This window comes from Nocardiopsis protaetiae (genome assembly GCF_045446735.1).
GTDB classification, from domain to species: Bacteria; Actinomycetota; Actinomycetes; order Streptosporangiales; family Streptosporangiaceae; genus Nocardiopsis; species Nocardiopsis protaetiae.
Map to the genome: position 1 here is coordinate 1 of NZ_JBJJBV010000394.1, position 4,740 is coordinate 4,740.

The 4,740-nt window shown below is 68.6% G+C and carries 4 protein-coding genes; all 4 read left to right on the forward strand.

The window, feature by feature from the left end; all coding sequences use genetic code 11:
• Positions 1-42 precede the first annotated feature (42 nt).
• Positions 43-864, forward strand: a complete 822-nt coding sequence (locus ACJOT3_RS32625) for a F0F1 ATP synthase subunit delta (protein WP_406976985.1) — start codon at positions 43-45, stop codon at positions 862-864.
• A 65-nt stretch (positions 865-929) separates the two neighbouring features.
• Complete coding sequence (atpA, locus tag ACJOT3_RS32630) at positions 930-2,570, forward strand: F0F1 ATP synthase subunit alpha (protein ID WP_406976986.1); 1,641 nt, start codon at positions 930-932, stop codon at positions 2,568-2,570.
• 3 nt (positions 2,571-2,573) lie between these two features.
• Positions 2,574-3,494 (forward strand): F0F1 ATP synthase subunit gamma, encoded by a 921-nt coding sequence (locus tag ACJOT3_RS32635; RefSeq protein WP_406976987.1) that lies wholly within the window; start codon positions 2,574-2,576, stop codon positions 3,492-3,494.
• A 5-nt stretch (positions 3,495-3,499) separates the two neighbouring features.
• Positions 3,500-4,740, forward strand: a 1,241-nt coding sequence (gene atpD / locus ACJOT3_RS32640; protein ID WP_406976988.1) for a F0F1 ATP synthase subunit beta, incomplete at its 3' end; no start/stop codon positions are given.

Below are 4,740 nucleotides of genomic sequence, written 5' to 3' on the forward strand. Positions count from 1 at the left end.
GCTGGAGCAGAGCGAGGGCAAGCAGCAAGCCGAGGTGCGCTGATGCGTGGTATCAGCCGTACGTCGCTGACCGAGGTGACCCGGCGCCTGGACGAGAACGTCCTGGCGTCGGCCGGCGCCACCGGTGGCGTCGCGCTGGGCGGCGAGCTGTTCCAGGTCGTCGCCCTGCTCACCGACGAGCACTCGCTGCGCCGCTGGCTCGCCGACCAGGCGAACCCGGCGGAGGCCAAGACCGCCCTCATCGGGCAGTTGCTGGAGTCCAAGGTCTCGCCGTCGGCGGTCCTCGTGGCCGGCGACGTCGTCTCGGCCAAGTGGTCGAGCGCGCGCGACCTCGTGGACGCCGTGGAGCGGATGGCGGTCTACGCCACCATCTCCTCGCTCCGCAGCGCCGCGGCCCTGGACGGCCTGGAGGACGAGCTGTTCCGCTTCGAGCGGATCGTCGCCTCCCAGCCGCAGCTGCGCGATGCCCTCACCCGTGACGGTGTCGGCCCCGAGCACAAGCTCTCCCTGGTGGAGGGCCTGATCTCGGGCAAGGTGGACCCCGCGACGCTGACCCTGGTCGGCGAAGCCGTCACCCGGCCCCGGGGACGTACCCTGGAACAGGCGCTGGACAACTACGGGCAGATCGTCGCCGAGCGCGCCAAGCGCTACGTCGCGGTCGTCCGCAGCGCCGTCGCCCTGAGCGAGGACCAGCAGTCCCGGCTGGGGGCCGCGCTCACGCGCGTCTACGGCCGCGACATCCACCTGAACACCGAGGTCGCCCCCGAGATCGTGGGTGGGCTTTCCATCCAGGTGGGTGACGAGGTCATCGACGGGACCATCGCCGGGCGTATCGCCGAGGCCCAGCGCCGTCTGGCCGGCTGAAAAAACGCAAGGCAAGTACGCACGGCGCCGGTCAGGCGCCACTTGAGAGCAAGGACAACGTAGAGATGGCGGAGCTGACGATCCGGCCGGACGAGATCCGGGACGCGCTGCAGCGCTTCGTCCAGTCGTACGAGCCTGAGGCCACCCGCGCGGAAGAGGTCGGTACCGTCACCTACTCCGGTGACGGCATCGCCCGCGTCAGTGGCCTCCCCTCGGCGATGGCGAACGAGCTGCTGAAGTTCGAGGACGGAACCCTGGGCCTGGCCCAGAACCTCGAGATCGGCGAGATCGGTGCCGTTGTGCTGGGCGACTTCACCGGCATCGAAGAGGGCCAGAAGGTGCGCCGCACCGGACAGCTCCTCTCCGTGCCGGTGGGTGACAACTTCCTCGGCCGCGTGGTGGACCCCCTGGGCGCCCCCATCGACGGCAAGGGCGAGATCGAGACCACCGAGCGCCGCGAGCTGGAGCTGCAGGCCGCGACCGTGATGGAGCGCAAGCCCGTCCACGAGCCGCTGCAGACCGGTATCAAGGCCATCGACTCGATGACCCCGATCGGCCGCGGCCAGCGCCAGCTGGTCATCGGCGACCGGCAGACCGGCAAGACCGCGGTCTGCGTCGACGCGATCATCAACCAGAAGGCGAACTGGGAGTCCGGCGACCCCGACAAGCAGGTGCGCTGCATCTACGTCGCGGTCGGCCAGAAGGGCTCGACCATCGCCAGCGTGCGCGGCGCCCTGGAGGAGGCCGGCGCGATGGAGTACACCACCATCGTCGCCGCCCCCGCCTCCGACGCCGCGGGCTTCAAGTACCTGGCCCCCTACACCGGTTCGGCCCTGGGCCAGCACTGGATGTACGAGGGCAAGCACGTCCTCATCGTCTTCGACGACCTCACCAAGCAGGCCGAGGCCTACCGCGCCGTCTCCCTGCTGCTGCGCCGCCCGCCGGGCCGCGAGGCCTACCCGGGTGACGTCTTCTACCTGCACTCCCGCCTCCTGGAGCGCTGCGCCAAGCTCTCCGACGAGCTGGGCAAGGGCTCGCTGACGGCGCTGCCGATCATCGAGACCAAGGCGGGCGACGTCTCGGCGTACATCCCGACCAACGTCATCTCCATCACCGACGGCCAGGTCTTCCTGGACTCCGACCTGTTCAACCAGGGTCAGCGTCCGGCCATCGACGTCGGTATCTCGGTCTCCCGTGTCGGTGGCGCGGCCCAGACCAAGGCGATGAAGAACGTCTCCGGTACCCTCCGGCTGGGCCTGGCCCAGTACCGCGAGCTCGAAGCCTTCTCGGCCTTCAGCTCCGACCTGGACGCGGTCTCCAAGCAGCAGCTGGCGCGCGGCGCCCGCCTGATGGAGCTGCTCAAGCAGGGCCAGTACTCCCCGTTCGCGATGGAGAAGCAGGTCGTCTCCATCTGGATGGGCACCACCGGCCGCATCGACGACGTCCCCGTCGAGGACGTGCGCCGCTTCGAGGACGACTTCCTGGACTTCCTCGACCGCGAGCACTCCAGCATCCTCGATGTCATCCGCGAGAGCGGGAAGTTCGGCGACGAGACCGAGCAGGCCCTGGAGGGCGCGCTCGACAAGTTCAAGCAGGGCTTCCAGACCTCCGCGGGCACCCTCCTGGGCACCGAGGCCGAGGCCGAGGCGCTCGAAGAGGAGAACGTCGGCCAGGAGACCATCAAGGTCGCCAAGGGCGGGAAGTAACCCATGGGTGCACAGCTTCGCGTCTATCGCCGGAGGATCCGCTCCACCAAGGCGACAGCGAAGATCACCCGTGCGATGGAGCTCATCGCCACGACGCGCATCACCAAGGCGCAGCGTGCCGCTGAGGCTGCCGGACCCTACGCGCGGGAGATCACCAGAGCTGTCTCCGCCCTGGCGAGCCGGGTGTCCGACCACCCGCTGCTGACCGAGGCCGAGAACCCCACCCGGGCCGCCGTCCTGGTCATCACCAGCGACAAGGGTCTGGCCGGCGCCTTCTCGTCCAACGTCCTCAAGGAGGCGGACTCCCTCGCCAAGCTCCTCCAGGAGCAGGGCAAGGAGGTCGTCACCTACATGGTGGGCCGCAAGGGTACGGGCTTCTACAAGTTCCGCGGCCGCAAGGTCGAGGACCAGTGGGAGGGCATCACCGAGCGTCCGACCTACGCGCACGCCCAGGAGATCGGCACCGCCCTCATGGAGAGGTTCGCCAAGGACACCTCCGAGGGCGGGGTCGACGAGATCCACGTGGTCTCGACCGAGTTCGTGTCGATGCTGACCCAGCGCGCGACCGCCACGCGGGCGCTGCCGCTGGAGGTGGAAGAGGTCGACGAGGCGGAACTCGCAGCCTCGCACGGCGGGCAGGCCCTGCCGCTGTACGAGTTCGAGCCCTCCGCCGAGGAAGCGCTGGACCGGCTGCTCCCGCAGTACGTGACCAACCGCATCTACTTCGCCCTCTTGGAATCCGCCGCCTCCCAGCAGGCGTCGCGCCGTGCGGCCATGAAGGCCGCCACGGACAACGCCGAGGAACTCGCCAAGACCCTGACCCGCCTGGCCAACCAGGCGCGTCAGGCCGAGATCACCAACGAGATCAGTGAGATTGTCGGCGGTGCCGACGCGCTCTCTGCTGCAAGCGCGGGAAGTGAGTAAGAAAAGTGACTGCGACTGTTGAAGAGACGGCCGGGGCTGGCACCGCCACCGGTCGGATCGCCCGGGTCACCGGCCCGGTGGTCGACGTGGAGTTCCCCGTCGGCTCGATCCCTTCCATCTACAACGCCCTGCACACCGACGTGACCGTCGGCGGCGAGACCAAGACCATCACCCTGGAGGTCGCCCAGCACCTGGGTGACAACCTGGTGCGGGCCATCTCGCTGGCCCCGCAGGACGGCCTCGTCCGCGGCGCCGAGGTGCGCGACACCGGCGAGCCCATCAGCGTGCCCGTCGGCGACATCGTCAAGGGCCACGTGTTCAACACCCTGGGCGAGTCCCTGGACGTGCCGACCGCGGAGCTCAACGTCACCGAGCGCTGGCCGATCCACCGCAAGCCGCCGGCGTTCGACCAGCTCGAGTCCAAGACCGAGATGATGGTCACGGGCATCAAGGTCATCGACCTGCTCACCCCGTACGTGCGCGGTGGCAAGATCGGTCTGTTCGGTGGTGCCGGTGTCGGCAAGACCGTGCTGATCCAGGAGATGATCACCCGTATCGCCCGCAACTTCGGTGGTGTGTCCGTGTTCGCCGGTGTCGGCGAGCGCACCCGTGAGGGTACGGACCTCTTCCTGGAGATGGACGAGATGGAGGTCCTCCAGGACACCGCTCTCGTCTTCGGCCAGATGGACGAGCCCCCGGGCACCCGTCTGCGCGTGGCGCTGTCCGCTCTGACGATGGCGGAGTACTTCCGCGACGTTCAGAACCAGGACGTGCTCCTGTTCATCGACAACATCTTCCGTTTCACCCAGGCGGGCTCCGAGGTCTCCACGCTGCTGGGCCGTATGCCCTCCGCCGTGGGCTACCAGCCCAACCTGGCCGACGAGATGGGTCAGCTCCAGGAGCGGATCACCTCGACCCGCGGTCACTCGATCACCTCCATGCAGGCGATCTACGTCCCCGCGGACGACTACACCGACCCGGCCCCGGCGACGACGTTCGCCCACCTGGACGCGACGACCGAGCTCTCCCGCCCGATCTCGCAGAAGGGCATCTACCCGGCGGTGGACCCGCTGGCGTCGACCTCCCGAATCCTCGACCCGCAGTACGTGGGCCAGGAGCACTACGAGGTGGCCCAGCGCGTCAAGGGGATCCTCCAGCGCAACAAGGACCTCCAGGACCAGATCGCCATCCTCGGTATGGACGAGCTGTCCGAAGAGGACAAGATCATCGTCAACCGCGCGCGCCG

Excerpts from the sequence above, each read along its gene's own strand:
- atpA (WP_406976986.1), top strand. The coding sequence starts at position 930 with ATGGCGGAGCTGACGATCCGGCCGGACGAGATCCGGGACGCGCTGCAG.
- ACJOT3_RS32635 (WP_406976987.1), top strand. The coding sequence starts at position 2,574 with ATGGGTGCACAGCTTCGCGTCTATCGCCGGAGGATCCGCTCCACCAAG.
- ACJOT3_RS32625 (WP_406976985.1), top strand. The coding sequence starts at position 43 with ATGCGTGGTATCAGCCGTACGTCGCTGACCGAGGTGACCCGGCGCCTG.